General features: G+C 62.3%; 21 protein-coding genes. 12 read left to right on the top strand and 9 right to left on the bottom strand.

Going from position 1 to position 26682, the window contains the following annotated elements; all coding sequences use genetic code 11:
* Positions 1 to 5: 5 nt before the first annotated feature.
* From astB to JANGC3_RS0126920, 4 genes are all read left to right on the top strand, one after another.
* Entirely contained in the window at positions 6 to 1346 is a 1341-nt protein-coding gene (astB, locus tag JANGC3_RS0126935) for an N-succinylarginine dihydrolase (protein WP_017879606.1), read from the top strand.
* Positions 1347 to 1571: 225 nt separating this feature from the next.
* Positions 1572 to 6278 (top strand): NAD-glutamate dehydrogenase domain-containing protein, encoded by a 4707-nt coding sequence (locus JANGC3_RS0126930; protein ID WP_017879605.1) that lies wholly within the window; start codon positions 1572 to 1574, stop codon positions 6276 to 6278.
* 4 nt (positions 6279 to 6282) lie between these two features.
* Positions 6283 to 7305 carry a succinylglutamate desuccinylase gene (locus tag JANGC3_RS0126925; protein ID WP_051068426.1) on the top strand — a complete coding sequence of 341 codons (1023 nt, stop codon included), beginning with the start codon at positions 6283 to 6285 and terminating at the stop codon, positions 7303 to 7305.
* A gap of 107 nt (positions 7306 to 7412) precedes the next feature.
* The gene (locus tag JANGC3_RS0126920) at positions 7413 to 8231 is read left to right on the top strand and encodes an AraC family transcriptional regulator (RefSeq protein WP_017879603.1); all 819 of its coding nucleotides are present in this window, start codon (positions 7413 to 7415) and stop codon (positions 8229 to 8231) included.
* On the opposite strand, the gene JANGC3_RS0126915 is transcribed toward JANGC3_RS0126920, so the two are convergent.
* On the bottom strand, positions 8217 to 9038 hold the full coding sequence (locus tag JANGC3_RS0126915) for a helix-turn-helix transcriptional regulator (protein WP_017879602.1): 822 nt from the start codon (positions 9036 to 9038) through the stop codon (positions 8217 to 8219). The genes JANGC3_RS0126920 and JANGC3_RS0126915 overlap by 15 nt on opposite strands.
* A 115-nt stretch (positions 9039 to 9153) precedes the next feature.
* On the opposite strand from JANGC3_RS0126915, the gene JANGC3_RS0126910 reads away from it, so the two are divergent.
* Positions 9154 to 9855 (top strand): aspartate/glutamate racemase family protein, encoded by a 702-nt coding sequence (locus JANGC3_RS0126910; RefSeq protein ID WP_035789198.1) that lies wholly within the window; start codon positions 9154 to 9156, stop codon positions 9853 to 9855.
* Here JANGC3_RS0126910 and JANGC3_RS0126905 read toward each other — a convergent pair.
* The gene (locus JANGC3_RS0126905; protein WP_198292114.1) at positions 9839 to 10462 is read right to left on the bottom strand and encodes a LysE family translocator; all 624 of its coding nucleotides are present in this window, start codon (positions 10460 to 10462) and stop codon (positions 9839 to 9841) included. The two genes, JANGC3_RS0126910 and JANGC3_RS0126905, sit on opposite strands and share 17 nt — an antisense overlap.
* 234 nt (positions 10463 to 10696) lie before the next feature.
* Here JANGC3_RS0126905 and JANGC3_RS0126900 point away from each other — a divergent pair, with 234 nt between their 5' ends.
* A complete protein-coding gene (locus JANGC3_RS0126900; RefSeq protein ID WP_026133574.1) occupies positions 10697 to 11206 on the top strand; it encodes a DUF1993 domain-containing protein in 510 nt (169 codons plus the stop codon).
* Positions 11207 to 11233: 27 nt separating this feature from the next.
* Here the strand turns inward: JANGC3_RS0126900 and JANGC3_RS30310 are convergent, their stop codons facing one another.
* Positions 11234 to 11887 carry a glycine zipper 2TM domain-containing protein gene (locus tag JANGC3_RS30310; RefSeq protein ID WP_085945334.1) on the bottom strand — a complete coding sequence of 218 codons (654 nt, stop codon included), beginning with the start codon at positions 11885 to 11887 and terminating at the stop codon, positions 11234 to 11236.
* 138 nt (positions 11888 to 12025) lie between these two features.
* Positions 12026 to 13195, bottom strand: coding sequence for a globin domain-containing protein (locus JANGC3_RS0126890; RefSeq protein ID WP_017879597.1), 1170 nt, complete (start codon positions 13193 to 13195; stop codon positions 12026 to 12028).
* Between the two features lie 233 nt (positions 13196 to 13428).
* On the opposite strand from JANGC3_RS0126890, the gene JANGC3_RS0126885 reads away from it, so the two are divergent.
* The 4 genes from JANGC3_RS0126885 (at position 13429) to JANGC3_RS0126870 (ending at position 17758) form a co-directional block, all read left to right on the top strand.
* Positions 13429 to 13887, top strand: coding sequence for a RidA family protein (locus JANGC3_RS0126885; protein WP_026133573.1), 459 nt, complete (start codon positions 13429 to 13431; stop codon positions 13885 to 13887).
* Between the two features lie 71 nt (positions 13888 to 13958).
* The gene (locus JANGC3_RS0126880) at positions 13959 to 15401 is read left to right on the top strand and encodes an amino acid permease (RefSeq protein ID WP_017879595.1); all 1443 of its coding nucleotides are present in this window, start codon (positions 13959 to 13961) and stop codon (positions 15399 to 15401) included.
* 364 nt (positions 15402 to 15765) lie between these two features.
* Positions 15766 to 17238, top strand: a complete 1473-nt coding sequence (locus JANGC3_RS0126875) for an amino acid permease (protein ID WP_017879594.1) — start codon at positions 15766 to 15768, stop codon at positions 17236 to 17238.
* A 40-nt stretch (positions 17239 to 17278) separates the two neighbouring features.
* Positions 17279 to 17758: a PD40 domain-containing protein gene (locus tag JANGC3_RS0126870; protein WP_017879593.1), complete on the top strand. Its 480-nt coding sequence runs from the start codon at positions 17279 to 17281 to the stop codon at positions 17756 to 17758.
* A gap of 225 nt (positions 17759 to 17983) precedes the next feature.
* On the opposite strand, the gene JANGC3_RS30305 is transcribed toward JANGC3_RS0126870, so the two are convergent.
* The 4 genes from JANGC3_RS30305 to JANGC3_RS31925 all read right to left on the bottom strand — a co-directional run bounded on the left by JANGC3_RS30305 (position 17984) and on the right by JANGC3_RS31925 (position 23680).
* On the bottom strand, positions 17984 to 20182 hold the full coding sequence (locus tag JANGC3_RS30305) for a peptidase domain-containing ABC transporter (RefSeq protein ID WP_035789196.1): 2199 nt from the start codon (positions 20180 to 20182) through the stop codon (positions 17984 to 17986).
* 157 nt (positions 20183 to 20339) lie between these two features.
* On the bottom strand, positions 20340 to 21245 hold the full coding sequence (locus tag JANGC3_RS31930) for a TraB/GumN family protein (protein ID WP_081612045.1): 906 nt from the start codon (positions 21243 to 21245) through the stop codon (positions 20340 to 20342).
* Between the two features lie 334 nt (positions 21246 to 21579).
* A complete protein-coding gene (locus tag JANGC3_RS33075) occupies positions 21580 to 21960 on the bottom strand; it encodes a hypothetical protein (protein WP_157407048.1) in 381 nt (126 codons plus the stop codon).
* Positions 21961 to 22366: 406 nt separating this feature from the next.
* The gene (locus tag JANGC3_RS31925) at positions 22367 to 23680 is read right to left on the bottom strand and encodes an HlyD family efflux transporter periplasmic adaptor subunit (protein ID WP_081612044.1); all 1314 of its coding nucleotides are present in this window, start codon (positions 23678 to 23680) and stop codon (positions 22367 to 22369) included.
* 220 nt (positions 23681 to 23900) lie between these two features.
* Between JANGC3_RS31925 and JANGC3_RS30300 the strand changes: the two genes are divergently transcribed.
* Both JANGC3_RS30300 and JANGC3_RS0126840 read left to right on the top strand, forming a co-directional pair.
* Positions 23901 to 24356, top strand: a complete 456-nt coding sequence (locus tag JANGC3_RS30300) for a GNAT family N-acetyltransferase (RefSeq protein ID WP_198292113.1) — start codon at positions 23901 to 23903, stop codon at positions 24354 to 24356.
* Positions 24357 to 24438: 82 nt separating this feature from the next.
* Complete coding sequence (locus tag JANGC3_RS0126840; protein ID WP_026133571.1) at positions 24439 to 25683, top strand: GGDEF domain-containing protein; 1245 nt, start codon at positions 24439 to 24441, stop codon at positions 25681 to 25683.
* A gap of 36 nt (positions 25684 to 25719) precedes the next feature.
* Here JANGC3_RS0126840 and JANGC3_RS0126835 read toward each other — a convergent pair whose 3' ends face one another.
* Entirely contained in the window at positions 25720 to 26616 is an 897-nt protein-coding gene (locus JANGC3_RS0126835) for an EamA family transporter (RefSeq protein WP_017879588.1), read from the bottom strand.
* Positions 26617 to 26682: the final 66 nt, after the last annotated feature.

The raw sequence follows: 26682 nt of genomic DNA, 5'->3' as shown, positions 1-26682 counted from the left end.
CGCACATGCACACCGCACGCGAATACAACTTCGACGGCCTGGTCGGCCCGTCGCACAACTACGCCGGCCTGTCGTTCGGCAACGTGGCCTCGTTCAGCAACGTCAAGAGCGCCTCGAACCCGAAACAGGCGGCCCTGCAGGGCTTGGCGAAAATGCGCGCGCTGGCCGCGCGCGGCTTCGCCCAGGCGCTGTTGCCGCCGCAGGACCGGCCCAACCTGCGCCTGCTGCGCAGCCTCGGCTTCGGCGGCAGCGACGCCGACGTGCTGGCGCGCGCCTACAAGGAGTCGCCGGTGATCCTGGCCTGCGCCTACTCGGCCTCGTCGATGTGGACCGCCAACGCCGCCACCGTCAGCCCGTCGGCCGACAGCGCCGACGGCCGCGTGCATTTCACCGCCGCCAACCTGAACAACAAGCTGCACCGCTCCTTCGAGCACGCCCAGTCGGCGCGCACGCTGCGCGCGCTGTTCGGCGACGCGCGCCATTTCGCCGTGCACGACGCGCTGCCGGCGACGCCGGCCTTCGGCGACGAGGGCGCCGCCAACCACACCCGCCTGGGCGCCAGCCACGGCGCCGCCTCGGTCGAGATGTTCGTCTACGGCCGCGCCGAGTTCGACGCGCTGGCGCCGGCGCCGACGCGCTACCCGGCGCGCCAGACGCTGGAAGCGTCGCAGGCGGTGGCGCGGCTGCACGGCCTGGGCCCGGCGCGCACCGTCTACGTCCAGCAAAATCCCGACGTGATCGACCAGGGCGTGTTCCACAACGACGTCATCGCGGTGGGTAACGGCAACGTCTTGTTTTACCACGAGCAGGCTTTCGCCGACGAGCTGGCGAGCCTGGACCAGGTGCGCCGCGCCATGGCCGGCGCCGGCGCCGAGCTGACCGCGCTGCGGGTCGACACCGGCCAGGTGGCGGTGGCCGACGCCGTGACCAGCTATTTGTTCAACAGCCAGCTGTTGTCGAAGGACGACGGCAAGATGGCCCTGGTGATTCCGCAGGAATGCCAGGAAAACCAGGCGGTGGCGCGCTACCTCGACGGCCTGGTCGCCAGCGGCGGCCCGGTCGACGAATTGATTCATTTCGACCTGCGCCAGAGTATGCGCAACGGCGGCGGGCCGGCTTGCCTGCGCCTGCGCGTGGCGCTGACCGACGCCGAGGCGGGCGCGATGCACCAGGGCGTGGTGATGACCGAGGCGCTGTACCACAAGTTGGTGGCCTGGGTCGAGAAGCACTACCGCGACCGGCTTGAGCCGAGCGATTTGGCCGATCCGGCGCTGGCGCTGGAAATCCATGTTGCACTTGAAGAATTGACGAGTATCCTGCACCTACCGGGTTTGTACGATTTATAAGAGCGTTTGATTGGCGCGTGGTCGGTCGGATTCGCGCAAACGGCGTCATCCGACCATGCTGGCCGAAGCGAAACGCGCCGGCTCACCCGAGCTACACAACCTGGATAACTTAACGGAATAACGTATTTGGATGGGGTACCCCCTGTCTTTTGACACATTGTTGCCTCGTCGCCACAAGCAAATGCGGCAGCGATGGAATTCACATTACCGCGATGGAGATGCAAGATGAAACAAATGCCACAAGATTTGCGTACTCAAACCCTTGACCTGGTCAACGCCAGCAAGCCGGCCGCCGACAGCAGCCAGGTCGCCGCCTTGATCAGCGCCTGGCTCGGCTCCCTCGACGAGGAAGACTTGTCGGACATCGCGCCCGACAGCCTGGCGCCGGTGCTGTGGAACGGTTTCGCGCAAGCGGCCAAACGCGCCGGCAGCGCCTGCCAGATCGCCACGCTGCGCTACGCCGACGGCCGCGGTGGCATGGCGAGCGCCTTGCTGGTCCTGAACGACGACATGCCCTACCTGGTCGATTCCATCGTCATGGCGATGCGCAAGCAGCACGTCACCGTGCGCGGCGTGATGAACGCGGTGCTGTCGGTACGCCGCGATGCCGACGGCAGCGCCGTCGCGGTCGGCCAGGCCGGCGACGCCGCTGAATCCTATGTACTGTGCCTGCTGGCCGAAGACCTGGAAGCCGGCGACCTCGCCGCCCTGGTCGGCGCGCTGGAAATGGTCGCGCGCGACGCCGCCGTGGTGCGCCGCGACGCCGCCGCCATGGCCGAGCGCATCGGCGGCATCGCCGACGACGCCGCCACCCATGGCGCCGAAGGCCAGGAAGTGGCCGCCTTCCTGGAGTGGGTCAAGCACGACGGTTTTGAATTGTTCGGCTACGCCTACTACAGCGTCAAGCCGGGCGTGCGCGAACTGGAACGCGACATCCCTAGCCGCATCGGCGTGCTGCAAGACACCGGCCATCCGGTCTACGGCACCTGCCTGGCCAACATCCCGGGCGATTTCGACACGCTGGCCAAACGCAGCTCGACGCTGTCGATCGTCAAGGCCGACGTCGCCGGCACGCTGCACCGCGACCAGCACCTCGACTTCATCGGCGTGCGCCACACCGACGCGCAAGGCGCGATCCTCGGCGAGCATTGCTTCGTCGGCCTGTTCACCCGCGCCGCCACCGGCAGCCCGCTGGCCAGCCTGCCGTTCGCCCGCGGCCGCGTGGCCGAGGTGCTGAGCCTGGCCGGCGTGCGGCAGCAGGGCTTCCGCGCCGAGAAGTTCCGCGAAATCCTCGACTCGCTGCCGCGCACCGAAGCGTTGGAGGCCGACCTCGATTGGCTGGCGCAGGTATGCGGCGCGGTGGTGTCGCTGTACAAGCAGCCGCGCACCAAGGTGTTCGCCCGGCGCGACGTCTACGCCCGCCACCTGAACGTGCTGGTCTACCTGCCGCGCGAGCGCTACAGCGCCAGCGTCGCCGCCGCCCTGGCCAAGGCGCTGCAAGCGAGCTCCGGCGCCACCCACGTCAGTTCGCACACCCTGGTGGCCGACGGCCCGCTGGCGCGCCTGTACCTGATCGCCCACGCCGCGCGCTATCCGCTCGACCTGGAAACCGACATCCAGCAGCCGCTGCTGGCGGTTCTGGACGGCTGGCACACCAGCTTCGCCACCCTGGCCGACGCCGTGTTCGACGCGCCGATGCGCGCCAACCTGCGCAAGCTGGGCGCCACCCTGCCGCCTGAATACGTCGCCGCGACGGCGCCGGGCGTGGCCTTCCGCGACCTCGGCACGATCCTGCGCAACGGCGACCCGACCCGGGTTGCCGCGCGCGTCGAAGCCGGCGACGTCACCACCATCCGCCTGTACTCGGTGGACCGGGTGCCGGCGCTGTCGACCATCCTGCCGGCGCTGCACAACGCCGGCGTGGCCATCGACCGCGAACAGGCTTACTCGATCAACGCCGCCGACGGCAAGCGCCACTTCGTCACCAGCCTGACGGTGGACGCCGCCAGCGCCGCCAAACTGGCGCGCCCGGCCGTCGTGCCGGTGGCGCAGGAATTGTTCGCCCAGCTGTTCAACAACGAAGCCGAAGACGGCCGCCTGAACGGGCTGGTCATCGAAGGCGGCCTGAGCACCCGCGAAGTGCAACTGGTGCGCGCCTACATGAGCTACTGGCGCCAGACCGGCAGCCGCTTCTCGGTGCGCTACATCGCCGATTGCCTGCGCAAGCAGCCGGCGCTGGTCAAGCAACTGGTGCAGGCCTTCCTGCAGCGCTTCGACCCGAGCCTGGGCGACGAGCGGCACGCCGCCGCCAAGGAGGCGTTGATCGCGCTGAAGGCCAACCTGGCCGCCGTGAACCACGCCGACACCGAGGAAATCGTCGGCGCGCTGACCGACCTGATGCTGGCGACGCTGCGCACCAACTACTTCCAGAACGGCCAGCAGGGCGACAAGATCATCTTCAAGTTCGACACCAGCACGCTGTCGCTGGTGCCGGAGCCGCGTCCCTACCGCGAAATCTTCGTCTTCTCGCGCCGCTTCGAAGGCCTGCACCTGCGCGGCGGCCCGGTCGCCCGCGGCGGCCTGCGCTGGTCCGACCGCATGGAAGACTACCGCACCGAAGTGCTCGGCCTGGTCAAGGCGCAGATGGTGAAGAACGCCGTCATCGTGCCGGCCGGCGCCAAGGGCGGCTTCGTTTGCAAGATGATGCCGAAGGACGGCGTGCGTGAAACCATCGCCGCCGAGGGCGAAGCGGTCTACCGCCTGTTCATCGCCAGCCTGCTGGAAATGACCGACAACCGCGTGCTGGGCAATATCGTCGCGCCGGCCGACACGGTCTGCTACGACGCCGCCGACCCGTACCTGGTGGTGGCCGCCGACAAGGGCACCGCGACCTTCTCCGACATCGCCAACGGCATCGCCGTCAGCCGCGGCTTCTGGCTGGGCGACGCCTTCGCCTCGGGCGGCTCGAACGGTTACGACCACAAGAAGATGGGCATCACCGCCAAGGGCGCGTTCGAAGCGGTCAAGCGCCACTTCTACGAAATGGACCACGACCTGAACACCACCCCGATCACCATGGTCGGCGTGGGCGACATGTCGGGCGACGTGTTCGGCAACGGCGTGCTGCTGTCGCGCCAACTGAAGGTGCTGGCGGCGTTCGACCACCGCCATATCTTCCTCGACCCGGCGCCGGACGTCGCGGTGTCGTTCGCCGAACGCGAGCGCATGTTCGCGCTGCCGCGCTCGACCTGGGAAGACTACGACAAGGACCTGATCTCGCAGGGCGGCGGCGTGTTCCCGCGCAACGCCCGTTCGATCGAGCTGTCGCCGCAGATCCGCGCCGCGCTCGACATCGAGGAGACCGCGCTGGCGCCGGAAGAGCTGATGCACCGCATCCTGCTGGCGCCGGTCGACCTGTTCTACAACGGCGGCATCGGCACCTACATCAAGGCGTCGACCGAGACCCACGCGCAAGTGAAGGACCGCGCCAACGACAATATCCGCGTCGACGGCAACCAGATGCGCGCCAAGGTCGTGGCCGAGGGCGGCAACCTGGGCGCGACCCAGGCCGGCCGTATTGAATTCGCGCTGTCGGGCGGGCGCATCTTCACCGATGCGATCGACAACTCGGCCGGCGTGGACTGCTCCGACCATGAAGTGAACGCGAAGATGTGGCTGGACGTGGAGATGAACGCCGGCCAGCTGACCGAGGCGGAGCGCAACCGCGTGCTCAACGACATGACCGCCGACATCGAACGTCTGGTCCTGCGCGACAACACGCTGCAAACCCACCTGCTGGTGCGCGAGCTGCAGGCGCAGACGGACAGCGCGGTGCAGGACGGCTACGCCGCCCTGATCGCCAGCCTGGAGGAAGAGGGCGCGCTGTCGCGCGAACTGGAACAACTGCCGACGGTGGCCGAACTGGCGCGCCGCAAGAGCGACGGCCGCGGCCTGACCACGCCGGAACTGGCGGTGGTCATCGCCAACGTCAAGAACCGCTTCAAGCGCATCCTGTCGGCGCTGCCGCTGACCGACGCCGGCTGGGCCGAGCCGATCCTGACACCGTACTTCCCGGCGCTGCTGGTGTCGACCCGCGGCGCGCTCGAGCACCCGCTGGCGAACGCCATCCTGGCCACCGTGCTGGCCAATGAAGCGGTCAACCGCTGCGGTCCGCTGATGCTGCGCGACTTGGCGCTCGAGCACGCGGTGGACGAGTCCGACGTCATCCTGGCGTGGGGCCAGGCCTGGTCGGCGCTGAACCTGGCGCCGGTCTTCGAGGCGCTCGACGCCGACGCCTTGAACGTGGCGCGCGCCGTCTCGATCAAGGTCGACGCGCGCACCCGCGTGCTGCAAAAAGCCATGATCGAGGGCGTGCTGTCGGTGCCCGCCGAGCAGTTGCGCAGCGCCGGCGGCGTGGCCGAGCTGACCCGTCTGTTCAGCCTGCCGGAAACCGTCGAGCGGCTGATGCCGACCGACGGCCAGACCGACGCGGACCTGACGCCGGCGCTGCGTCCGGCCTTCGCGCACGCCTGGAAAGCGGTCGACGCCATCGAGGCGGTGGCGACGTTCGTCTTCTCGGCGCTGTCGGTGACGCGGCCAAGCGACATGGACCTGGCGGCCTTCCTGCAAGTGGGGATGGCGTTGCGCAACCAGGCCGGTATCGACACGCTGGAACGCGGCCTCAAGCTGGTCCCGCAAAGCAAATCGCAGGAACAGTTGCGCAACTACGCGCAGCACACGCTGCGGCGCACCCAACAGCGACTGCTGACCAAGGTGCTGGAGCGCGCGGCCGGCGGCGGCGACGCCGGCGCGGCGGTCGAGGTGGTGACCAACACGCTGGGCCTGTCCGGCTACGCGGTGGCGAGCGACCTCGAACAAGCGATGCTGGACGTCTGGGCCCTGTCGGAAGCGACAACGGCCGTGACGGCGTAAGCATATGACGACAGCCGCAACACTGGCTGCCACCTCCGCCACCGCAGCCGCGGTGTCGGAGGCGGTGCGCGCCTTGGCCGACGCTGATTTCAGCGCCGTGGCCACCTTGTTTTCCGACGCCGGCTTCGCTGTAGCGCTGCCGGCGCCGGGTATTTTGCAAATCAAATCGACAGTCGCGCAGCAGCGCGCCAGCGTGGTGGTCTCGGTCGGCGTGCACGGCGACGAAACCGGGCCGATCGAAGTGCTGGCGCACCTGCTCGACAAGCTCTCGCGCGACGCCCGGGCGCTGGCGGTGGACCTGATGGTCTGCGTCGGCAACCTGGGCGCGATCCAGGCCGGCAAGCGTTTCATCGACGCCGACCTGAACCGCATGTTCCGGGCCGAGCGCGGTTCGCTGGCCGACGCCGTCGAGGCGCAGCGGGCCGACGTGCTGATCGCCGCCACCGACGCCTTCTTCCAGGGCGCCGGGGCGGCGCGCTGGCACCTCGACTTGCACACCGCGATCAGGCCGTCGGTCTACCCGACCTTCGCCATCGTGCCCGACTTGATCGCCGACGACGCCAAGGCGGCGCTGGTGGACTGGCTGGGGCAGGCGGCGATTGGCGCCATCATCATGAATCCGCAGTCGGCCGGCACCTACAGCTACTACTCGGCCGAGCACTGCCGCGCCGCCGCCAGCACGGTCGAACTGGGCCGGGTCGGCACCCTGGGGCAGAACGATCTGAGCCTGTTCGACGACGTCTCGCAGGCGCTCGACGGCCTGCTGCGCGGCGCCGCGCCGGCGCCGGCCAAGGCCGCGCCGCACGTCTTCAAGGTGGCGCAGGAAATCATCAAACTGAGCGACGACTTCCGCATGGCCTTCGACCGCAACACGCAGAACTTCACCTCGCTGCCGGGCGCTACCGTCATCGCCAGCGACGGCGACACCGTCTACACCGTCCGGCACGCCGAAGAACTGGTGGTGTTCCCCAACCCCGACGTGCGGGTCGGCCTGCGCGCCGGCCTGATGGTGGTGCGCGTCGCCTGAATTGGCCCGGTTGGCGGCGGCGTTGCAAGCAAGCGCCTAAGCCCGGGCTCGGGCTGTTTGCCAATAATCGGCGCTGATCCGCCGGCGATCGCGGATAGAATGGCTGCATGAGCGACGATAAACAGATTGAGCAGTGGAACGCGGTGGCTGGCGCCGACATCGAAGTGGTGCGCGCGCGCATGGGCGTGTGCGGCCTGGGCGGCCACTTCCACGACCGCTGGTCGATCGGGCTGATCCTGCGCGGCGCGTGCCGTTTCAACAGCGGCGTGCGGCAATACCGGGTCACGCCGGCCGACCTCTTCATTATTCCGCCGTACGAGGTACACCACTGCGGCGCCGCCAGCGACGACGTGGTGTACCAGGTCATGTATCTGGGCGACGCGACGCTGGCGGCGCTGGCGCCGCACCTGAAGCGTTGCGTCGAGGGTAGCCACCTGCGCACCAGGCAGTTGCCGGCGGCGCTGATCGCCCGCTTGCTGCAAGTGACCGGCGCGGACGGCGACGCGGCGGCGCTGCGCGACAGCCTGCGGCGGGCCGACGCGTTCTTCCGCGGCGCCGCGCTGGCGCATCCGGCGCCAACCCCGCATCCGCTGCAACAGGCGCTGCACCAAAGCTGGGGCGAGGCGATCGACCTCGGCGCCGTCGAGCACAGCACCGTGTATAGCCGCTGGCACGGCGTGCGCACCTTCCAAAAGCAGATCGGGCTGTCGCCGCGGCTGTACCTGCGCCAGTTGCGGGCGTTGAAGGCGCGCTATCTGCTACAGCAGGGCAAGCCGCTGGCCGAGGTGGCGCACGCCTTGCACTTCGCCGACCAGGCGCATTTTTCGCGGGTGTTCAAGGGCGTGTTCGGCGTCTCGCCCGGCAAGTTGCAGCGCGTCATGCGCGGGCGCGCCGACGCGCAGGCGAATGCCTCAAGCGCCGGCTGATGCGCGGCGCCCGGCGCGGCCGTGCAGCGTCCTGAATTGAAGCGGACTCATACCTAGCCTTTCCTTGAACACGGCGCCGAGGTGGGACTGGTGCGCGAAGCCGCAGTCGGCGGCGATGGCGGCGACCGAGTCCGCGCTTGAGCGCAGTTGCGCGCGGGCGCGTTGCAGCCGGCGCTCGGTGATGTAGGCGTGCGGGGTGGCGCCGACGGCGCTGGAGAAGCTGCGCAGGAAGCGCAGCGGCGGCATCTGTGCGACGCGCGCCAGCTGCTCCAGGCCCAGCGGGCCATTCATATCGAGGGCGGCGTCGATGTATTCCAGCACGCGCGCATGCCGCGTGCGCTCCAGCGCATAGGCGCCGGGCGTGCGCCGCGGCAGCTTCAGGCGCGCCACGCCGTGCTCCAGCAGCAGCGCGACGTGTTGTTCGACGAGCAGGGCGCTCGGCTGCGGCGCCAGTAGCATGCGGCGCAGCTGCGCGCCCAGCAGCATGGCCCGCCGCTCGCCATGCAGCACCACGCGCGGCCGCTCCAGCGGGGTCTCCGGCGGCAGGCCGACGGCGTCGCGGGCGACGCGCACGGCCAGGTATTCGCCGCCGTGCGCCGACTCGGAAAAAATCTCCACGTTCGGCGAAGCGTAGGCCAGGTCGCCCGGCCAGGCGTCGAAGTCGCGGCGGCGCTCGCCGTCGATGCCGTGCACGCCCCGTTGCCGCTCGAACGCCAGGCCCAGTACGCACAGCGGCGACTGGTCGCGTACCGAGTACGGCGCCGACGCATACAACTCCACGTTCGCCCAACCGAAGTCCAGCCTCATCGCGCCACGCTCCGCATGAAATTTCTTGATAGCCCGGAAAAACACATCCAATTATAGTGGCCTAAGTGGACGGGTCGTTCCGGTCCCGGAGTGTATTTTTTACGAGGAGAGTATGTTGAAAACCATAGGCCTGATCGGCGGCATGAGCTGGGAATCGACCATTCCGTATTACCGTCAAATCAACCAGACCGTCAAGGAACATCTGGGCGGGCTGCACTCCGCCAAGATCATCTTGTACAGCGTCGATTTCCACGAGGTCGAGCAATTGCAGCGCGCCGGAAATTGGGACGCCGCCGGCGAGGTGATGGCCGCCGCCGCGCGCGCGCTGGCGCTGGCAGGCGCCGACTTCCTGGTGCTGTGTACCAACACCATGCACAAGGTCGCCCCGGCCATCGAGGCCGCCGTTGGCATTCCCTTGTTGCATATTGCCGACCCGACCGCCGCCGCGATCAAGCAAGCCGGGTACTCAACGGTCGGCTTGCTGGGTACGCGCTTTACGATGGAGCAGGATTTTTACCGCGAGAGGTTGCGCCAGCGCCACGGTTTGCAAGTGCTCACTCCCGACCAGGGCGGGCGTGACGTCGTACACCGGATCATTTATGAGGAGCTGTGCCTGGGCCAGGTGGTGCCGGCGTCGCGCGAGGCGTATCGCCGGGTTATGGCCCAGCTCGCCGTGCAGGGGGCGCAGGCGATTATTCTCGGTTGTACGGAAATTTCGCTGCTGCTCGACCAGGGGGACTCGGCGGTGCCTTTGTTCGACAGCACCGCGATCCACGCCCGCGCCGCCGCCGAGTGGGCGCTTACAGCAACAGGCTGAAGACGGACAACAGCAGCAACAGCGCCATGGCCCGGTTGAAGCGCCGGGCCAGGACCGGGTTGTCGAGCCAATTCCTGGCGCTGGCGCCCAGCAGCGCCCAGGCGCCGGTCGAGCCAAAGCAGATCAGCAAGAACAACAGGGTCATGCCGGCCACGCTGGCCTGGTAGGCCGCGCCGGGCACGGTGTAGGTCGACACGCCGGCGGCGGAAACGATCCAGGCCTTCGGGTTGAGCCATTGCGCCAGCGCGCCGTCCCAGAACGAGGGCGGCCGCGCCAGCCGGACGTCGGCGCCGTCGCCCGAGGCCAGGAACAATTTATAGGCCAGGTAGCACAGGAACAGGCTGCCGCCGATTTTGAGTGCGGCGAGTAGCCACGGCGCGGCCCGCAGCAACTCGCCCAAGCCCATGCCGACGGCCAGCATCAGCAAGGAAAAGCCCAGCGCCGCGCCGGTGATTTGCGACAGCGTGCGGCGCATGCCAAAGTTCATGCCGGACGACACCGCGACGATGTTGACCGGCCCCGGCGAGGCCGAGCACACCAGGGCGAAAAGCGCGACCGGCAGCCACATCGCTTGCAGGGTGTCTAGTTCAACGGGGGACAGGCTCATGGTGTTTCCTCAAGATGGGGCGAGACTGCCAGTGTGAGGACGAGCGGCGCCGCCGTCTTGAACGCAGTTGCGCTATTGCGTTTGCTTGACTGTAGTTCCCCTTACGTTAAAGTAGGGAGCAGTGACCGTTAGGCTGCAAAGATCGGTGGAATGCGTTTGTTGGTGGGACGCCGAGGTTTGCACCTTATACGTTACACTCGTCCGCGACGCGTTCAACCAACAGGAGTTTGTCCCATGGCTTTATCGATGTATCAAGCGTCCATTCCGGTGTTTTTGCGTGGCCTGGCCGTGCTGTCGACCTTGCTGGACAAGGCGCAGGCGCATGCCGAAGAGCATGGCGTCCTGCCAGAGGTGTTGCTGGGCGCGCGCTTGGCGCCGGACATGCTGCCGTTGACGGCCCAGGTGCAGCGCGCCAGCGATACGTCGAAATTGTCGGTGCAGCGTTTGAGCGGCGTGGCCGCGCCCAAGTTCGAGGACAGCGAGGTGTCGTTTCAGCAATTGCAGGAGCGTATCGCCAGTACCGTGGCCTACCTGAACGGCGTCGGCGCGGCGCAGCTGGAACTGAGCGAGGAGCGCGCCATTTCGCTGGACTTCGGCTCGTTCCAGCCGACGTTCAAGGGCGACGCGTATTTGCTGACGTACGCGCTACCGAATTTCTTCTTTCACGTCGCGACCGCGCACGGCATCCTGCGCAACAACGAGGTACCGGTCGGCAAACTCGATTATCTGGGCCCTTACGAGTAAGCCCGGTAAGCCGCGGCGATGTAGCCGTTAGCGTTGCGGTTCCGGCTGTTTCTGGATTTGTTTTTGGGCTTCGTTGCCCAGCATGCCGCCGCCGATCACGCCGGCGATCGTCGCCAGGGCCTTGCCGCGTCCACCGCCAACCTGGTTGCCGAGCAAGCCGCCGATGACGGCGCCGGTGCCGATGCCGATGTAATTGGTTTGCGCCGGCGCCGGTTGCTGTTGCGGCTGCTGGTAAGGACGCTGCTCGGCCTGTTGATACGAGCGCTGCTCGTCCTGCTGATACGCACGCTGCTCGTCCCGCTGATACGGACGCTCGTCGTACTGCTGCCTGTGCTGCGGCGCCTGCGCCACGTGAGTGGTGCGGGTGGCGTGGGGGGTGGGGGGGGTGTGGGTGGCGTGGGTGGCGTGGGTGGTGTGGCGCACGCGCGGCTTGTGCGCGACCGGCTCCGGGGCCGGCTCGGCGGCGGCGGGCTTAGGCGCGCTCGCTGCCAGGACCGCCAGCGGCGCCGCGGCCGGGGTCGCCGCCAGGCTGACGTCGCTCTGTTTGGCCTCGCCGTGAGAGTTCGGCAGCAGTCCGGCAATCGCCGCCGCGCCAACCAGGCTGAGGACGGTGATCGAAATCGCGGCGCCGGCCATCAAAGGGTGGATGCGGCCGGTGGTTTGAATGGGTGCGCTGGTCATGGTGGTCTCCTTGAATTCGTTTGCGTAATCGATGTGTTGAGATTAACGCTCTCGCCCCCACAGAGATAGCCGTTGGCTTGTATCAAAAGTAAGCAGGTGTAAGCCGGCCCCCGCCGCGCCGGCCTGCGCCGGCCCGCTTTACACGTCGAGCGCGTCGGGGCCGAAGACTTCGCGGTGCAGGCGCTGCACCGGCACGCCGGCGGCCAGCAGGTCTTGCCATTGCGCGCGCATGAAGCCGACCGGGCCGCACATGTACACATTCGTTTCGCCGCGCGGCCAGGCCGGCAGGCGCGCCACGTCCATCCGGCCCGACGCCGGGTCCGACTCGTAGAAGTTGACCACTTGCAGGTTCGGCATGACGGCCAGGGCCGCGGCGACGTCGGCCTGGTGCGCGTGGTGCGCGGCGTCGCGCGCGGCGTGGGCGAAGACCACCGGGCGGCCCGGGTTCACCTTGGCGATGCGGTTCAGCGCGGCGATCATCGGCGTGATGCCGACGCCGGCCGACAGCAGCACCAGCGGCTCGGACGACTCGGTGTCGGGCGCGAAGTCGCCGAACGGGTGGCTGACCTGCAGCACGCTGCCGACTTCGACGTGCTGGTGCAGCCAATTCGACACTTCGCCGTCCGGACCGGCGTCGTTGGCGCGCTCGCGCTTGACCGAGATGCGCAACGGCGCGCCCGGCGCGTCCGACACGCTGTACTGGCGCAGTTGGCGGCGGCCGTCGCCGAAGGTGACCGCGACGCTGACGTATTGGCCGGCGTGGAAGGCCGGCGCGGGCAGGCCGTCGGCCGGCTCCAGCGTGTAGGCGCGCACGTCGGCGCCCTGCTCGGCGACGGCGAACACGCGCATCGGCCGCAACGCGCCGGGCAGGGTGCCGGAGGCCGCGTACATGGCGCGCTCGGCGTCGATGAACAGTTGCGCCAGCGAGCCGTAGGCCTCCGCCCACGCCGCCAGCAGCGCCGGCGTGGCGGCGTCGCCGAGCACTTCGGCGATGCCGCCCAGCAGATAGCGTCCGACGATCGGGTAGTGCTCCGGCGTGATGCCGAGCGAGACGTGCTTGTGGACGATGCGCTGAATGACCGGCGCCAGCGCCGCCGGGTTGTCGATGTTGGCCGCGTAGGCGAACACCGCCGCCGCCAGCGATTGCTGCTGCGCGCCATTGGCCTGGTTGCCCATGTTGAACAGATTGGTCAGCTCGGGGTGGGCGGCGAACATGTTGCGATAAAAAGCCGTCGTGATGGCCACGCCGTGCTCGCGCAGGACCGGTACGCTGGCATCGATGTAGGGGCGGGACTGGGCTGAGATCATGTTGGGTTCCTAAAATGGTTTGATGGGTGCCTCGCACATTATACCTTAAAGATGTATATATTATGCTTGTTAAAGCACGCATCTGCCAAATTGCTGTGGTTATGCGCGATTTTCCACTGAATATGCAGGCTTATACGTGAACTAATACTGGCATATAGACCATAAGATAGTTCTTTTTATGGCGGCTGGTCCGGCCATGCATAACAAAAATTACTATTTCCTTGGAGAAAAGCATGTCGTTTTACGAAAAACTGAACGCCCTCAATATCGAACTGCCGGTGGTCGCCGCGCCGGTCGCCGCCTTCGTCATGTTCGTACAGAGCGGCAACACGGTGTTCTTGTCGGGCCATCTGGCCAAGCGGGACGGCAAGATCTGGGCGGGCCAGCTGGGCAAGGACGTCAGCGTCGACGAGGGCAAGCTGGCCGCGCGCGGCATCGCCGTCGAGCTGATCGCGACGTTGCAGGCGGCCTGCGGCGGCGACCTGAACCGCGTGAAGCGCATCGTCAAGGTGATGAGCCTGGTAAATTCGACGTCCGACTTCACCGACCAGCACCTGGTCACCAATGGCACCTCGGAACTGCTGGCCGAGGTCTTCGGCGAGCAGGGCAAGCACGCCCGCTCGGCCTTCGGCGTGGCGCAGCTGCCGCTGGGCGCCTGCGTTGAAATCGAACTGATCGCCGAACTGGCCTAAGGCCGCAGAGTCGGCGCTGTGCGGGCGATTAGCGCAGCGGCCACACGATAAGAAGATAGGGAGACATTTCAATGAAAGCGAGTGAACAAGGCCTGCAGCGCGGCCTGGGCGAGCGCCACATCCGCCTGATGGCGCTGGGCGCGGCCATCGGCGTCGGCCTGTTTCTTGGCTCCGGCAACGCCATCAAGATGGCCGGCCCCGGCATCATGCTGTCGTACATCATCGGCGGCGCCGTGATCTTCCTGATCATGCGCGCGCTCGGCGAGATGGCGGTGCACAATCCGGTGGCGGGCTCCTTCAGCCGCTACGCGCAAGACTATATCGGCCCGTTGGCCGGCTACCTGACCGGCTGGAACTACTGGTTCCTGTGGCTGGTCACCTGCGTCGCCGAAATCACGGCGGTGGCGATCTACATGGAAGTCTGGTTCCCCGACATGCCGCGCTGGATCTGGGCGCTGGCCGCGCTGGGGACGATGGGCGCGGTCAACCTGCTGGCCGTGAAAGCCTACGGCGAGTTCGAATTCTGGTTCGCGCTGATCAAGGTTGTCACCATCGTGCTGATGATCATCGGCGGCACCGGCATGATCCTGTTCGGCTTGGGCAACGACGGCGTCGCCATCGGTTTCTCCAACCTGTGGACGCACGGCGGCTTCTTCCCCAACGGCGCCCAGGGCGTGCTGATGTCGCTGCAAATGGTGATGTTCGCCTACCTCGGCGTCGAGATGATCGGCCTGACCGCCGGCGAGGCGGCCAACCCGAAGAAATCGATCCCCGACGCGATCAACTCGGTGTTCTGGCGCATCCTGATTTTCTACGTCGGCGCGCTGCTGGTGATCCTGTCGATCTACCCATGGGACCAGATCGGCACCCAGGGCAGCCCCTTCGTGATGACCTTCGAGCGGCTGGGCATCAAGACCGCGGCCGGCATCATCAACTTCGTCGTGCTGACGGCCGCGCTGTCGTCGTGCAACGGCGGCATCTTCAGCACCGGGCGCATGCTGTACAACCTGGCGCAGCAGGGCCAGGCGCTGCCGATGTTCGGCCGCACCACGCCCGGCGGCGTGCCGCGCAACGCGATTTTGCTGTCGATGCTGGCGCTGCTGTTCGGTGTGCTGCTGAACTACCTGGTGCCGGAAAAGGTGTTCATGTGGGTGACCTCGATTTCGACCTTCGGCGCGGTCTGGACCTGGGGCGTGATCCTGGTCACGCAAATCAAGTTCCGCCGGTCGCTGTCGGCGCCCGAGCGCAAGGCGCTGGCCTTTCGCATGCCGTTCTGGCCGTATGGTTCGTACATCGCGCTGGCCTTCCTGGCGCTGGTGATCGGCCTGATGGCGTACTTCCCCGACACGCGGGTGGCGCTGGTGGTCGGCCCGGCCTGGCTGGTGCTGCTGACGGTGCTGTATTACGCGATGCGCCTGGCGCCGGCGGGCCGCGAGGAGCCGCCGCAGGGCTATGAGGCCGGCCTGGCGAACGGCGCGCAATTGGCGCGCGTGCCGGCGCGCCGCAAGAGGTAGCACGCTGGCGCCGGACCGCGGCAGCGCGGCTCCGGCGCGGCAAAACACCACGGCGCAAGGCGTGTCGTGGGTCGGATCGGGGGCCGCCGAGGCGAACGCGTAATCCGACAATGTTGGCCGAAGCGATCCGCGCCGCTCCAGGCCAGCGTTGTCGGGTTACGCCCGTTGGGCTAACCCGACCTACGAAACCGTATTGCCCGCGTCACTCTTACGCTCCCCGCCCAACAAAGTTCTGCGTGAATAAGCGGTCCGAAGCCCTATAATCGCTCTTTTTTTGAAAACGGCGCTTTTGCGCTGTCATCGAGCCCGTGCGTCGCCTACGCCCGCAGCCGGCGCTATTCAATATCGTTTTAAAGGATTTCCCATGAATCAAACTCTGGGTCAGAAACTGACCCGCACCAAGCCGATCAACCCGGCTGGGCACCATGGGCATGGGCTCAACAGCGGCGCACTGGCGCGCACCGTCGGCCTGTTTTCGCTGACCATGATCGGCGTCGGCGCGACCATCGGCACCGGCATCTTTTTCACCATGGTCGAGGCGGTTCCGAAGGCCGGCCCGTCGGTGATCCTGTCGTTCCTGATGGCGGCCGTGACCGCCGGCCTGACGGCGCTGTGCTACGCCGAACTGTCGTTCCGCATCCCCGCGTCGGGCTCGTCCTATTCGTTTGCCTACGCCACCGTCGGCGAATTCCTCGCCTTCGTCATGGCCGGCTGCCTGCTGCTCGAATACGGCCTGGCGGCCAGCGCCACGGCCATCGGCTGGTCCTCGTACCTGAACAACTTCCTCGGCAACGCGGTCGGTTGGCAGATACCGGAGATGCTGCGCTCGCCGATGATCGTGCCCGGCGCGCACGGCGTCGAATTCCGGCCCGGCCACATCAACCTGCCGCCGGTACTGCTGGTCATCATGTGCGGCCTGCTGCTGCTGCGCGGCACGCGCGAGTCGGCCACCACCAACGCCGTCATGGTCGTCATCAAGCTGGCGATCCTGGTGTTCTTCCTGGTAATCGCCTTCTCCGGTTTCGACTCGGCCAACTTCTTCCCGTTCTTCAACACCGACAACAGCAAGGGCTTCGCCGGCATGACCGGCGTGACCGCCGCCGCCGGCACGGTGTTCTTCTCCTTCATCGGGCTCGACACGGTGGCCACGGCCGGCGACGAGGTCAAAAACCCGCAGCGCAACGTGCCGATTGGCATCCTGGCGGCGCTGGTCATCGTCACCGTGTTCTACCTGCTGGTGGCGGTGGCGGCGCTGGGCGCGCAGCCGGCCGCCAAGTTCGAGGGCCAGGAGGCGGGCCTGTCGGTGATCCTGCAAAACGTCACCGGCCAGGCCTGGCCGGCGCTGGTGTTGTCGGCCGGCGCGGTGATTTCGGTGTTCAGCGTGACGTTGGTGACGATCTACGGCCAGACGCGGATTTTGTTCGCCATCAGCCGCGACGGCCTGATTCCGAAATCGTTCCAGAAGGTCCATCCGCGCACCCAGGCGCCGGTCAGCAACACCGTCATCGTCTGCTGCGTGGTCGGGCTGGTGGCCGGCTGCGTCGACGCGACCTACCTGTGGGACATGGTTAGCATGGGCACCCTGACCGCGTTCATCGTCGTTTCGCTGGCCGTTCCGGTGCTGCGCCGCAAGGAAAAGGGCAAGGGCGTCAAGGGCTTCCGCGTACCGTTCGGCCCCTACGTGGTGCCGGGCCTGAGCATTTTCGCCTGCCTGTACATCATGCGCGACCTGTCGCGCACCACCTTCCTGGTGTTCTTCATCTGGATGACGGTGGCGGTGTTGACGTACTTCCTGTACGGCATCCGCAACTCGCGCCTGAACCAGCCCGCGGCCTAAGGCGCGCGCCGCCGGGCATGGCAGGCGTGTGGCGCTCGCCATGTTTGAAAGCGGCATAGAGATGATTCAGTTGAAGGCCATGGCACCGTTGCTGGCGCTGGCGGGCGCGCTGCTGGCCTGCGCGGGGAGCGCCGCCGCGGTGGCGCCGCTGCGCGAATACCGCAATGTGGCGCTGTCGGGCGTGGGCGAGCGCATCGTCGCGCTGGAGTCGTCCGACCCCGGCGGCTTGCCACTGCGCCCGCACGCCAGCGTGGTGGTGCGCGACGCCGCCAGCGGCGCCGTCTTGCACGAATACGACCCCTGCCCGACCTGCATCTACAACTGTCCGAGCTGGGCGCCGGATGGCAGCCGCGTCGCCTTCATCGGCGTCGACAGCGGCGCCGGCAGCGCCACCTTGTACGTCGCCGCGCAGGGCAAGGCCGAAGCCTTGCTGAGCCTGAAGGGCGTGGCCAGCACGCCGCGCTGGTCGCCCGACGGCGCCACGCTGGCGCTGCTGGCCATGGGGCCGGTCGGCCAATGAGCGATGCGGTGGTTTAACGGCTGCACGGTGCGGGGCCGGTCAACCGCATGCTAGCTTGCTCGCCGGCGCGGACGATAGCGTGCGAGCACGGCAGTGCCTAATCTACCGGAAGTAGAAACTGATTGTGTCTCCCATCGCCTTGCCCCCGCGTTGGACTGGCGCGCCAACCAGCGCCTGCTCCGTCAATAGCGGCCGGAAAACGTCGCGATGGAAAATGAGGTTGATTCAGTCAGTGTGTAATGATGGAGAAGATGGCTGCGCACGTGTAATCGTTGAAGGTAAATCATTAGTTCGACTTTTTGCTTGTCCGGTTGAGGGTAATTGCGATATGTCTTGGTCGATGGCACCTTGATTTAGACGAACCACGCGCCGCGCCATTGCAATCGTCTCGGGCCGGTGCGCGACACAGATACGGGTGATAGCGAGTGCGCTTATCGCTTCGTTGACTTTCCGTTCTCGGTCCACATCGAGATGGCTTGTTGCTTCATCGAGCACCAATACCTTTGGTAATTTGTACAGCGCACGCGCCAGAAAAACCCGTTGCTTCTGGCCACCTGATAGTGTTGTGCCCATATCGCCAGTTAGTGTGTGGTAGCCCATTGGCATCGCAGCAATGTCGTCATGCACCGCCGCAAGCCGTGAACACTCCTCAACACGAATTTGGTTGGCCTGAGGGTCGAAGAAACTGATGTTGTCTGCCATCGAGCCGGCCAGCAGTTGATCATCTTGCATGACAGCTGCAAGAGCCGTGCGATACGCTTGGTTTCCAAGTTGTTTGATTGGCACACCCCCATAGCGAACTTCTCCTTCGGTTGGTTGCCGTAAACCCAGTATTAGCTTGACCAATGTTGTCTTGCCGCAGCCGGAAGGGCCGATGAGGGCCACTGCTTCGCCAGCCTCAATCGTCAAATTCAGATTCCGTATAATCCAGGGCTCGCCATCGGCATAGCGGAAGCCTAGATTAATCAACTCGATTCGCGGGATTAGATTATCTAGCATCATATCGCTCAAGCTGGCGCCCTCCACAGGTTCCAGCACGATATCGGCCAAGCGCTCCGCATGTAGCGACAGCATTCTATATTCGATGAATTTATCGATTAGCGAGGACATCCTGCCACTGAATTGACCTCCATAGGAGGTGAACGCGAACAGCATACCGACTGTGAAGTCGCCATCCATGACCATGTGTGCGCCGAGCCAGAACACCAACAAGTTCTCAAGGCCAAAAACTGATGTGTTCGCGATGCCGAACCACAACATGATTTTTTGCGTACGTACGCCGCGATTGACTGAGTCCACCATCAAGTTAAGCCAGCGTCCCCGACGATCCAACTCGCGGCCAAATAGTTTGATTGCCTGAACTGCACGAATAGTTTCAAGAAAACAGCTTTGCTCCTTGGCCGACAATACCAGACTCTCTTGGCTGGCTTCCCGTAACGGCCGGTACGCGAGCGTGCGTAATAGCGCATACAGCAACACTGCTGCTAGCACCACCATCGACAAAGTAGTGCTATAGAGGATCATCATAGTCAATGTTGCGACTGCCATTAATCCGTCGAGCATTGCGGCAATGAAGCTAGTAGTCAAGGTTCGTTGGATCGCCTCGACCGAACTAAAACGTGACACGACATCGCCGAGGTGACGTTTTTCAAACCATACGATGGGCAAACGCAACAGATGAGTGAATACATTTGCGACCCACTGCAAATTAAGTTGCGTCGTCAAGTACATCATGGTCCATCCTCGCGCCAGGGAAATCAGTGTCTGCGTGACTAGCAACAAAGCGAAACCAATCACCAGTACATTGAGGAGGCCTCGATCGTGCGATGCCAGCGCCTCGTCTACAACCCATTGGTTAAACATTGGGGAGAGCAGCGCAAACGCCTCGAGCGCGAGCGCCATAACGAACACAAGGCCGAACGAACGCAGCAGGCCATCAACCTTGCCAAGCAAACTGAACAATGCAACGCGGCGTTGCTCGTTGGCCGGTTTGAATCCCGACGTGGGAGTCAACTCCAGCGCGACGCCTGTGAAATGCTTGCCTGCATCGGCATAAGTTAAACGACGAACCCCTACAGCCGGATCGTGAACGACTATACCTTTTCTGCTTGCGCTCTTGAGTACAACGAAGTGGTTCAGGTCCCAGTGCAGGATGCACGGCATCTTTAGATCGCCCAATTCCAGTACTTCAAGCCGCAATGCGCGCGCACTTAAATGCAGATCGTCTGCGTAATGGATAATTTGTGCCAAATTGGTTCCTTTCAACGACAAAGCGAAGCGGCCTCGTAAGGTTGGCAAGTCCGTACGAAAACCATGGTAAGACGTGACCATGGCCAGGGCCGCAAGTCCGCATTCGGCCGCCTCGGTCTGGAGTTGCATCGGCAGGCGGTTGGCGCCGAATTCTAGATGAAATGGCTGGTGCATGATCAAATCCTCCGGCTGGAACTAGCGTTTCATAAAGCTGATATCTCTGAACTGGTTTATTATTTTTGATTGCTTTGATATCGCGTGTGCAGCTATGTTGCAAAACCAACTTTTAAATAAAAAATAGATTGTATTTCTGTCGAAAAGTAAAATAAAACTATTTTTTTGTTATAGTAATGCCATGGCTTTCCAAGTTTTTAATGATTCCATCTGACCCCATAAGGTGGGAGGCGCCAACCGCAAAAACATAATTTTTACCAGAATTAATTTCCCGTAAAATTTTTTCGGAAAATTTATTATTTCTTCCAGATATAAAAAATTTATCTAGCTCTTTAACGTTTAATGTGGAGTAGCTATTATTTATCAATAGCTCTAGTCCATTTAAATCTCCATTGTTAATAGATTCAGCCATTTTTTTATAACTAATTTCTTGTAATTTTACACAGTCAGGGCGGGCAACGTATGCGGATATCTCTGCAAGATAACGGGCCCAAAATTTAGTGTTTAGTGGAGGTAGCGATGAAATTTGTTCATCAACAGTTTCTAATGCCATAATTGGTTTGTCTTCACTTGCTGCTAATATTGCAAGCTCCGTTTCCGTAGTGGATAGCTGGACTTCTGCCGCGCATAATGAAAATAATGCTCCGCCGATATTAAACGGATGGTTTTCTTCAAGAAGCTTTCTTGTGTCTGGGCCAAACATCGGTGTAAGCTGATTTTCTAAATAGGTAAATTGATTGCGGGAAATAGCATCGAATATGGTATTTCCTTTTTTGGCTGCATCAAATTTCTTTAAAAAATATTTCGGGTTTGTGATAAATTGAATTATCCCGATTTCGGTGAATAGACCGTCAGATTTTGAAATGACTTCTGCGACAAGCGTAGACGGTGGCGTGTCTAGTTCTTTCGGCAGTATATGGCTTACTCCGATTAAATGTCCCGAAATCTTATTGTTGTGTTTAATTTCATAAATTATTCCATTTTTTAAAGGTATCTCTTCTGCTAATGAATGGTTGCACATTGTTACGATTAGTAATGTGGGTAAAAATAGAATAATATTCATAGGTGTTTATGTCCAAATTTAATATTTATAAGAAATTGACTTATGTAAATTTGATGCTATAAATTATTTTTTGTTTTTAAATATTTTTGACAGTAATTTTATTAATATTGGTGATAATATTTCTAATCCTATCATTATGACTAAGCTTGGTATGATTTGAGATTTTAATATTGGAGAAAGGGAGTTCCAGTAAATATGTGATCCTGATTCGTAAAATTTATTCAGTAATTGCACTACTGATAACGACATCAGGAAATATGCCCACATTAAAAGAAACATAAATAGCCTGCGCATACAAGAACTCCCTTTTTATTCAGTTCTATAATTCTAAAATTTAATAATAAAAACTGCAGTATTTACTTTTTGCAGCAAGGCGCGCACCGAATGTTCCTCCCAATGGAGCCCCAAATGTTGCGCCTGCCTTGGCACCTTGACTGGCACCAGGCGGGCCGCCGACGAGAAATCCTGCTATCGTCCCTGCGGCTGTTCCAATTGTCGAACCAAAAAATGTACCGCTTGCTGCATAGGATGTTACAGCTCCTCTGCAGTTGGCGGCTGAATAGTCAGAATTTCCCGTGTAGGAATAATTGTCGTGTGGAATATTGCCCGGTGAGGAAAATGATCCTCCGCTTCCACCGTCAGTGTAAACTAAAAATGTTGGGTTTATTCCACCTCCTATCGAAACAAACATTTCCTCATCTTTAATTTCGTACATGTTATTTCTCCTTGGTTTGTTTGCAAATTGAACCATTCTAAAAGAATGGTTTATTTTCCCGTATGTTTTGTTGAAATCATCGCATACGTCCTTTCCAGCCAATTTCTGCCGGTATACTTAATTTAAAAATGCATTGCAGCTATACATAATAGGCGTTATGAGCCTTACGTCCATTTCGGCGCGATATCAAGTTACTCGATGTTATTTTTATGAGGAGGAACAACTGCCGGTGCTAAGGTGATCACTGTTTTGATTGTTAGCTTTCGTAAAAATTTGGCATAATTATTATTTTTAATAAACTATTTCGAGCTTTTCTCTGTGAAAATTTTTCTTTGTTTTATTTATTGTTATCCGTTGATAAAATCTCACCTTTCTAACTGGATTGTGGCTTCGCAGGGGTTTGATATCATTCCGCGTGATTTTTCGCGACGCTTACGATAGGATCGATAATCCATTCGATCAAACGGCGACGTTCTTGGCGGATGTCTGCCTCCAGTGTCATGCCCGCCCTAAACGGCAATTCCTTGCCATGCGCCATCACAGATTGTTGTTTCATTTGGACGATAATTCTGTAGACGGGTTCCTTAAGGGCGCCGCCCGCTGATACACCGGTTTCGCTCGCGTCGTTAATTGGGCTGCGTTCGACTCGCACCACTTTCCCCTTCGTCAGACCGAATTTTTGATAGGGAAACGCAGCCAATCGAAGCGATACATTTTGATTCGCTTCGATGAAACCGATCGAACGTGATGGTGCTAGTAAGTGCGCCTCTAAAGTGCTGCCTTCAGGAATGATGGTAGCTAGAGTGACTCCCGCTGGTACTGATTGCCCAGGATAAAATGCTAGCGCCGTTACTACACCGGCGGCAGGCGCTAAAATTTGATTCCCACTGCGCCCTTGATGCTCCGCCACTTCTTGATCAAGAGTTGCTATATTGCGGGCGGTTTGCGTTTCGTTCAAATGAATTTGAGAATTTGTTTCCCGAGCATCTACTTGCGCCTGAAGTAAGTCACGGTTCGACGCCAAACTAGAGCGTTCAAGGGTTAGGCGTCGCGCTAACTGCTCATTGTGATCGTTTTCTATTTGGCTGAACTGCAATTCGGACACGAATCCTTGCTGACGTAACGTCATGTAGCGCTTCAGTATTTTTTCTGCATTTAAGATATGATTCGTTTGCAATAAAAGTTCTTGTTCAGTCCGTTCCATTTCTGCTGCAATTAAATTTTGTCTAATTTTTAGCGATTTTTCGCGTTGCTTTAGTTGTTGGTCTTGTAAAAACTGTTCCTCTATCAAGAGCGCACGTCGAGATGCTAGTGATACATCGATACGAGATTCAATTCCACCATTTATATTGGAACGTTCTGCCGTCAGATCATACAGAACCTGTCCTTTGATTACAACGTCGCCTTCGTGGACTTTACGTTCATCAATTCGACCGAACTGTGGGCTGACAACTTTGATTGCGCCAGCGGAGGGAACAATTTGGCCGGCTATGACTACCTTGCGCGTATATTCTCCATAAGCTAGATAGAAAGACAGGGCCATCGTCATAATTGCAGCAAGACCTGCGGCAAGGCGCATCGACACTGGGCGAATCAGTAAAATGGCTCCGGCCGATTGCGTGGTTTTGGCAGCTATAACTTCTTTGCGAAAGAGCGGTATCTCCATCGAATTGCCGATAGGTTTGGCATTGTCAGAGTGAGTCTGTTTTTGTTTTTGCATGGCCGTCTTCCTCTGTGGAACACTGATGCGTTAAGTTGTTACCAGTTTGGTCTATTTTTTTGATGTGGTTGTTGATAGTTATCATTAAAATGTTTCCACGTATAAATATTTATTTTTTTGGGCACCGAAATTCATGGCGACTAAGTTATTTCAACGCAGAGTTGTCGGCTGTACATTTCGGCGCCTTGAACTGACGCACGCGCCGGCCTAACGCAAGCTGATGCTCGAAGCTTACGGCTTGCATCCCGACGCCTTCACCTCCAGCGTTGACGAACGCGCCAACTTGCCGCTGGCGTGGTGGCAGGCGCGCTTGGACCCGGTTCCGCTGGCCGGCGAAATGCTGTTTGTCGCCTTCGACGGCGACACCTTACTCGGCGTCGCCGGTCTGGCATTCGACCCGCTAAAAGGCGCGCCACAAGGCCAGCCTGCTCGGCATGTTTGTGCCGGGGAATTTGCGCCAGCACGGCCTCGCCTCCAGTTAGTGCGCGCGGTTCTGGCCAGCGGCGCCGCCTGTCGCGGGGTGAAGCTGGTGCAGTTGACCGTTACGCAAGGCAACTTGGCGGCGCAGGCCCTATACCAGCGCTGCGGCTTCGTGGCGTTCGGGTTGGAGCCGTATGCCGTCGCGGTCGGCGACGCGTATCTCGCCAAAGTCCACATGTGGTTCGAACTGGCCTGAACTGCGGCGGTGATTGCAGTCGGCGGCGCGCTACGGTACAGTGGTATTTGCACCGCCGGGCAATGAATTCGTGGAAAAATGCATGTCCTTGTGCGTCAAATTGATGCTGACGCTGCTTTTCACCGGCTTGGCGGCGGTCTTGATCGGCGGCCTCGCCTATATGCGGGTCTACTACAGGGGCGATTCGCTGCGGCGCAAGCAGGCGGCCTGGCACTTCCACAGCGCCGTCACCAGCTACCTGGGAAAATATGGCAGCTGGCAAGTGGGCCTGGCGACCGAACCGTTCAGCAGCTTCATGCGCGAGCGCAACAAGCCGCTGGCTTCGCGGCCCGGGCGGCGCGCAGCGCCCGGCGAGCCACCGTTCCGTTTCATCCTGACCGACCAGGACTTCACCGTGCTGCTTGGCGCCTGCGTGTACCGCGACGGCCGGCCGCTGCCGGAATCGGCGCGCGCCGACGCGTTGCCGGTGGTGGTGGACGGGCGCACGCTCGGCTACGTGTCGCCGCAAGGGGTGCTCACGCCCAGCAAGCAGGAGCTGGTATACCTGTCGGCCGTGCGCGAGGCCTTGTTGCTGGGCGCGGCCTGCGCGACGGTGCTGGCGCTGGGCCTCGGCCTGCTGCTGGGAAACGGCCTGAGCCGCTCGCTGAGCCGGCTGACCGAGGCCGTGCGCGCAATGCACGGCGGCTCGCTGCGCCAGCGCGTCGAGGTGCAGGGCAGCGACGAGGTGGCGACGCTGGCCACCGCCTTCAACCAGATGAGCGAGCAACTGGCGAAAAGCCACGCGGAATTGCAGGCGTCGCACGCGACGATCCTGGAGCAGGCCGGCCAGTTGCGCGAGCTGAGCGTGCGCGACGCGCTCACCGACCTGTACAACCGGCGCCACTTCGACGAGCAGGCCACCACGCTGTTCAACCAGGCCATGCGCCACGGCCGGCCGCTGAGCGTGGTGATGGGCGACATCGATTTCTTCAAGCGCATCAACGAGCAGTTTTCCCACGCCACCGGCGACGCCGTGCTGCGCCAGGTCAGCGCCATCCTGCGCGGCCACATGCGCCTGACCGACCTGGTGGCGCGCTACGGCGGCGAGGAGTTCGTCATCGCTTTTCCCGAGACCGGTTTGCCGCAGGCGGCGGCGCTGTGCGACAAGTTGCGCGAGCTGATCGAACAGTACCCGTGGCACCAGGTGCATCCGGATTTGAAGGTGACGATGAGCATGGGCGTGTGCGCCGATGTCGGCGCCGGCACCGCCGAGGCGATGCTGAAGCAGGCCGACGTGCTGCTGTACCAGGCCAAGGAGAACGGTCGCAACCGGGTGTGTTTCGCCTAAGACGTCGCGTACGAACCCTCCCGGGCGCGGCGGATTTTACGCGGATTTTTCCATCAGACGCCCGCCCAGCAGCACGCAGACCAGCGCCGCCACCACCATCGCGATACCGGCCCACTGCCAACCGCTGATGACGTCGCCCAGCACCAGCATGCCAGCGCTGATGCCGACCAGCGGCACGCCCAGGCTGAACGGCGCGACGCGGTTGACGGCGTGGCGTTTGAGCAGGCCGGTCCACAGCGCGTAGCCGAGGATGGTCGCCATCCAGCCCAGGTAGGCCAGCGAGGCCCAGGTGCTCCAAGGCGCCGCCAGCCAACGCCAGCGCGTCTCCGGCGCGTCGAACGCCAGCGACAGCAGGATGAAGGGAACAATCGGCAGCAGGCTGCTCCAGACCATGAAGGCGATCACGTCGAATTGCGGCGTGGCGCGCTGGGCCCGCCGCACCACGATGTTGGACGCCGCCCACATGGCAGCCGCCGCCAGGCACAGCGCGAAGCCGCCCGCGCTGGCGCCGGCGCCGGCCTGCGCTCCCAAGTAGTTCATGCCGAAACAGGCCAGTCCCAGCGCCGCCAGCGCCAGGCCGATTTGCAGCGGGCGCCCGACCCGCTCGCCCAGCGTCAGGAAGCCGAACAGCGCGGTGAAGAACACCTGGGTTTGCAGCACCACCGACGCCAGCGCCGCCGTCATGCCCATCTGCAGCGAGATGAAGAGCAGTCCGAACTGGCCGACCCCCTGGAATAGCCCGTACATGACGACCCATTTCCAGTGCAGCTTGGGCGGTTTGACCAGCAGCACCAGCGGCAGGATGGCGAACAGATAGCGACCGGCGCCCAGTTGCAGCGGCGTCAGGTCGCGCAGCGCGATTTTCATCGCGACAAAATTGGTACCCCAGATCAGCACGACAACCAGGGCGGCGAGCAGGTCGCGGCCGCTCATGGGATGTTGCTGTGTTGTGCTCATAAGTGGGATAGGCGGAACGGGTTCGGTTGGCGGCCGCGGGTG

It is taken from the genome of Janthinobacterium sp. CG3 (assembly GCF_000344615.1).
Taxonomy (GTDB): domain Bacteria; phylum Pseudomonadota; class Gammaproteobacteria; order Burkholderiales; family Burkholderiaceae_D; genus Janthinobacterium.
Note: the sequence above shows the minus strand (reverse complement) of the source record. Positions and strands in the feature narration are given on the sequence as shown.